Here is a 5,489-nt window from a genome sequence, read left to right as displayed (position 1 = left end):
CGCATCTGCTCCTTGAGAACTCAACAGCGTACCGAATAGTCAGTGCCATATTTTTTAACCCCCGTCCATGGCCAGGGCTTAGTGCTTCTGGTTGTGGTGGGAAATTCCTTTGGCAATGATAGACTCATACGAGAATCTGTCTTGTCAGGATCGGTTGGGCTTGGCGGCCCGGCCATCTCTTTCAAAGCATTGATGGAGAGTTTGATCCTGGCTCAGGACGAACGCTGGCGGCGTGCTTAACACATGCAAGTCGAGCGAGGAGCTTGCTCCTAGCGGCGAACGGGTGAGTAACACGTGGGCAACCTGCCCCAAGCTCTGGAATAACTCCGGGAAACCGGGGCTAATGCCGGATATGACATCATCGGGCATCTGGTGGTGTGGAAAGATTTATCGGCTTGGGATGGGCCCGCGGCCTATCAGCTTGTTGGTGGGGTGATGGCCTACCAAGGCGACGACGGGTAGCCGGCCTGAGAGGGCGATCGGCCACACTGGGACTGAGACACGGCCCAGACTCCTACGGGAGGCAGCAGTGGGGAATATTGCGCAATGGGCGAAAGCCTGACGCAGCGACGCCGCGTGAGGGATGACGGCCTTCGGGTTGTAAACCTCTTTCAGCAGGGACGAAGCGAGAGTGACGGTACCTGCAGAAGAAGCACCGGCCAACTACGTGCCAGCAGCCGCGGTAATACGTAGGGTGCAAGCGTTGTCCGGAATTATTGGGCGTAAAGAGCTCGTAGGCGGCCTGTCGCGTCGGCTGTGAAAACCCGGGGCTCAACCCCGGGCCTGCAGTCGATACGGGCAGGCTAGAGTCCGGTAGGGGAGACTGGAATTCCTGGTGTAGCGGTGAAATGCGCAGATATCAGGAGGAACACCGGTGGCGAAGGCGGGTCTCTGGGCCGGAACTGACGCTAAGGAGCGAAAGCGTGGGGAGCGAACAGGATTAGATACCCTGGTAGTCCACGCCGTAAACGTTGGGCGCTAGGTGTGGGGGACCTTCCACGGCCTCCGTGCCGCAGCTAACGCATTAAGCGCCCCGCCTGGGGAGTACGGCCGCAAGGCTAAAACTCAAAGGAATTGACGGGGGCCCGCACAAGCGGCGGAGCATGTGGCTTAATTCGATGCAACGCGAAGAACCTTACCAGGGCTTGACATGCAGAGAAATCCTGTAGAGATATGGGGTCCTTAGGGGCTCTGCACAGGTGGTGCATGGCTGTCGTCAGCTCGTGTCGTGAGATGTTGGGTTAAGTCCCGCAACGAGCGCAACCCTTGTCCTATGTTGCCAGCGAGTCATGTCGGGGACTCATAGGAGACTGCCGGGGTCAACTCGGAGGAAGGTGGGGATGACGTCAAGTCATCATGCCCCTTACGTCCTGGGCTGCACACATGCTACAATGGCCGGTACAATGGGCTGCGATACCGCGAGGTGGAGCGAATCCCAAAAAGCCGGTCTCAGTTCGGATCGGGGTCTGCAACTCGACCCCGTGAAGTCGGAGTCGCTAGTAATCGCAGATCAGCAATGCTGCGGTGAATACGTTCCCGGGCCTTGTACACACCGCCCGTCACGTCACGAAAGTCGGTAACACCCGAAGCCGGTGGCCCAACCCTTGTGGGGGGAGCCGTCGAAGGTGGGACCGGCGATTGGGACGAAGTCGTAACAAGGTAGCCGTACCGGAAGGTGCGGCTGGATCACCTCCTTTCTAAGGAGCTTTCTGGCTGGGTGCCCCTGTAGTGGGTGGTTGCCTGGTCCAGAGCGATGGTCAGTCGAGTGGCTGGTCTGGATGCTCATGGGTGGAACGCTGACTTGTTCTGCTGGCTGCTGGTTCGGATTCTGGGTTCCTGTGTGGGCTTGGGGTTGGGGCTGGGGTTGGTGGGTCGGTACGCTGTTGGGTCCTGAGGGAGTTAGGTGCCCTCGTGTGTGGCCCTGCTTTTGTTCAACGTGCCTCGGTGGCCTTCGGGTCGTCGGGGTTGTTGGGCGGGGTGGGTGTGCGGGCTGGTTGTGGTGGGATACCGCTGTCGCCTTTTGGGTGATGGGTTTGGTCTCACGGGCGCGGCTGGTTTCCGTTCGTAGTTTGAGAACTGCACAGTGGACGCGAGCATCTTTATCTTTGTGGCCAAGTTATTAAGGGCGCACGGTGGATGCCTTGGCACCAGGAGCCGATGAAGGACGTGGGAGGCTGCGATATGCCTCGGGGAGCTGTCAACCGAGCTATGATCCGAGGATTTCCGAATGGGGAAACCCGGCAGGGCTTTAAATCCTGTCACCCATGCCTGAACACATAGGGCATGTGGAGGGAACGCGGGGAAGTGAAACATCTCATTACCCGCAGGAAGAGAAAACAACCGTGATTCCGCGAGTAGTGGTGAGCGAAAGCGGATGAGGCTAAACCAGTTTCGTGTGATAGCCGGCAGGCGTTGCGTAGCTGGGGTTGTGGGACTGTTCTGATGTTGCTGCCGCTTCGTCGAAGAGTTAGAAAACGTGTTGTTAGCCGAAGGTCATGCGAATGGACCGCCATAGAGGGTAATAGCCCTGTAGGTGAAAACGGCACGTCTCTTGAGCAGTATCCCAAGTAGCACGGAGCCCGTGAAATTCCGTGTGAATCTGGCGGGACCACCCGCTAAGCCTAAATACTCCCTGGTGACCGATAGCGGACTAGTACCGTGAGGGAAAGGTGAAAAGTACCCCGGGAGGGGAGTGAAATAGTACCTGAAACCGTGTGCCTACAATCCGTGGGGGCTGGGCTTTTCGGAGCCTGGTGACCGCGTGCCTTTTGAAGAATGAGCCTGCGAGTTTGCGGTGTGTGGCGAGGTTAACCCGTGTGGGGTAGCCGTAGCGAAAGCGAGTCCGAATAGGGCGTTGAGTCGCATGTCCAAGACCCGAAGCCGAGTGATCTACCCATGGCCAGGTTGAAGCGCGGGTAAGACCGTGTGGAGGACCGAACCCACCAGGGTTGAAAACCTGGGGGATGAGCTGTGGGTAGGGGTGAAAGGCCAATCAAACTCGGTGATAGCTGGTTCTCCCCGAAATGCATTTAGGTGCAGCGTCACGTGTTTCTTGCCGGAGGTAGAGCACTGGATGGCCTAGGGGGCCTACAAGCTTACTGAAGTCAGCCAAACTCCGAATGCCGGTAAGTGAAGCGTGGCAGTGAGACTGCGGGGGATAAGCTTCGTAGTCGAGAGGGAAACAGCCCAGATCGCCAGCTAAGGCCCCTAAGCGTGCGCTAAGTGGAAAAGGATGTGGAGTCGCATAGACAACCAGGAGGTTGGCTTAGAAGCAGCCACCCTTGAAAGAGTGCGTAATAGCTCACTGGTCAAGTGATTCCGCGCCGACAATGTAGCGGGGCTCAAGCGCACCGCCGAAGCTGCGGCATGCATGGTGAACCCGGCCTTTTCGGAGGTCCAGGTCTGTGCGTGGGTAGGGGAGCGTCGTATGGCGTGTGAAGCGGCGGGGTGACCCAGCCGTGGATGCCATACGAGTGAGAATGCAGGCATGAGTAGCGAATGACGGGTGAGAATCCCGTCCGCCGAATGACCAAGGGTTCCTGGGGCAGGCTTTTCCGCCCAGGGTGAGTCGGGACCTAAGGCGAGGCCGACAGGCGTAGTCGATGGACAACGGGTTGATATTCCCGTACCGGCGCTGACGCGCCCATGCTGAACCTGGTTTGTGCTAACCGTTCTGGTTTTTGTTCTGCCTTCGGGTGGGGCTTGGGCTGGTCGGGACCCCGGCTGGTAGTAGGCAAGCGATGGGGTGACGCAGGAGGGTAGTCCAACCCAGGAGGTGGTTTTCCTGGGGCAAGGGTGTAGGGCGAAGTGCAGGTAAATCCGTGCTTCATGTGCTTGAGACCTGATGCCGAGCCGATTGTGGCGAAGTGGGTGATCCCATGCTGCCGAGAAAAGCCTCTAGCGAGTGTCAGGGCCGCCCGTACCCTAAACCGACACAGGTGGTCAGGTAGAGAATACCGAGGCGTGCGAGTGAACTGTGGTTAAGGAACTCGGCAAAATGCCCCCGTAACTTCGGGAGAAGGGGGGCCACTTCCTGTGTAGGAGTTTACCTCCGAAGCGGGGAGGGGCCGCAGAGACCAGGGGAAAGCGACTGTTTACTAAAAACACAGCTCCGTGCGAAGTCGTAAGACGATGTATACGGAGTGACGCCTGCCCGGTGCTGGAACGTTAAGGGGACGGGTTAGCTCTTCGGGGCGAAGCTCAGAACTTAAGCGCCAGTAAACGGCGGTGGTAACTATAACCATCCTAAGGTAGCGAAATTCCTTGTCGGGTAAGTTCCGACCTGCACGAATGGCGTAACGACTTTCCTACTGTCTCAACCACAGACTCGGCGAAATTGCATTACGAGTAAAGATGCTCGTTACGCGCGGCAGGACGGAAAGACCCCGGGACCTTTACTACAGCTTGATATTGGTGTTCGGTTCGGTTTGTGTAGGATAGGTGGGAGACTGTGAAGCTGGGACGCCAGTTCCGGTGGAGTCATTGTTGAAATACCACTCTGGTCGTACTGGATGTCTAACCTCGGTCCGTGATCCGGATCAGGGACAGTGTCAGGTGGGTAGTTTAACTGGGGCGGTTGCCTCCTAAAGGGTAACGGAGGCGCCCAAAGGTTCCCTCAGCCTGGTTGGCAATCAGGTGTTGAGTGCAAGTGCACAAGGGAGCTTGACTGTGAGACAGACATGTCGAGCAGGTGCGAAAGCAGGGACTAGTGATCCGGCGGTGGCTTGTGGAAGCGCCGTCGCTCAACGGATAAAAGGTACCCCGGGGATAACAGGCTGATCTTGCCCAAGAGTCCATATCGACGGCAAGGTTTGGCACCTCGATGTCGGCTCGTCGCATCCTGGGGCTGGAGTAGGTCCCAAGGGTTGGGCTGTTCGCCCATTAAAGCGGTACGCGAGCTGGGTTTAGAACGTCGTGAGACAGTTCGGTCCCTATCCGCCGCGCGCGCAGGAGACTTGAGAAGGGCTGTCCCTAGTACGAGAGGACCGGGACGGACGAACCTCTGGTGTGCCAGTTGTTCTGCCAAGAGCATGGCTGGTTGGCTACGTTCGGAAGGGATAACCGCTGAAAGCATCTAAGCGGGAAGCTCGCTTCGAGATGAGGTCTCCCACAGGGTAGCCTGGTAAGGCCCCCGACTAGATGATCGGGTTGATAGGCCGGAGGTGGAAGTGCGGCAACGCATGGAGCTGACCGGTACTAATAGGCCGAGGGCTTGACCACAAAGATTCTGCTGTTCTGCGTCCACTGTGCGGTTCTCGGGCTGCGACCGGTTTCGGTTGGGTCTGGTAGTGTTTCGGTGGCTTTGGCGAAGGGGAAACGCCCGGTTCCATTCCGAACCCGGTAGCTAAGCCCTTCAGCGCCGATGGTACTGCGTGGGTGACCGCGTGGGAGAGTAGGACGCCGCCGGACTTCTTTTGGTGGGGGCTGTTTCTGGCTGTGGCCGGGAGCAGCCCCCACCTGTATTTCCGGACCTTTTCCCGGCCGACGGC

The 5,489-nt window shown here is 58.2% G+C and carries 3 rRNA genes; all 3 read left to right on the top strand.

The features are described from left to right. Positions 1-189 precede the first annotated feature (189 nt). The 3 genes from E0504_RS43545 (at position 190) to rrf (ending at position 5,409) form a co-directional block, all read left to right on the top strand. Positions 190-1,697 (top strand): 16S ribosomal RNA (locus E0504_RS43545). A 412-nt stretch (positions 1,698-2,109) separates the two neighbouring features. Then, positions 2,110-5,220: ribosomal RNA gene (locus tag E0504_RS43540) — 23S ribosomal RNA — on the top strand. 72 nt (positions 5,221-5,292) lie between these two features. Further along, positions 5,293-5,409: ribosomal RNA gene (gene rrf, locus E0504_RS43535) — 5S ribosomal RNA — on the top strand. The 16S, 23S and 5S rRNA genes sit together here, the layout of an rRNA operon. Positions 5,410-5,489 lie beyond the last annotated feature (80 nt).

The organism is Parafrankia sp. BMG5.11, from assembly GCF_004337455.1.
The sequence above is the reverse complement of the archived record's forward strand: the minus strand, read 5'-3'. Positions and strand labels throughout refer to the sequence as shown.